The organism is Streptomyces sp. SID12501, from assembly GCF_010550245.1.
Classification (GTDB): domain Bacteria; phylum Actinomycetota; class Actinomycetes; order Streptomycetales; family Streptomycetaceae; genus Streptomyces.
Genome location: NZ_JAAGLU010000961.1, coordinates 1 through 400 on the forward strand (window position 1 = coordinate 1; position 400 = coordinate 400).

1 protein-coding gene is annotated in these 400 nt (G+C 70.8%); it reads left to right on the top strand.

From position 1 onward, the window contains the following. Positions 1 to 13: 13 nt before the first annotated feature. Positions 14 to 400, top strand: a 387-nt coding sequence (locus tag G3I71_RS52535; RefSeq protein ID WP_275409475.1) for an ATPase, T2SS/T4P/T4SS family, incomplete at its 3' end; no start/stop codon positions are given.

Genomic DNA, 400 nt, shown 5'->3' on the forward strand with positions numbered 1-400 from the left:
CGACACCGAGCGCATGCTCGAGGAGGTGCTGCCGGACGACCTCGTGGAGGAGTTCCGGCGCACCAAGGAGGCGGACTTCGCGTACTCGCTGTCGGGCGTGGGGCGCTTCCGCGTCAACGCCTACCAGGCGCGCGGCACGTTCGGGCTGGTGTTCCGGCGGGTCGCGATCGGTGCGCAGGCGCTGGGCGAGCTGGGCCTGCCGGAGGTGGTCGGGGAGCTCGCGCTGGAGCCCCGGGGGCTGGTGCTCGTGACGGGGCCGACGGGTGCGGGCAAGACGACGACGCTCGCGGCGATGGTCGACCTCGTGAACTCGTACCGCGAGGTCAACATCGTCACGATCGAGGACCCGATCGAGGTGCTGCACTCCGACAAGAAGGCGATCGTGTCGCAGCGCGAGGTG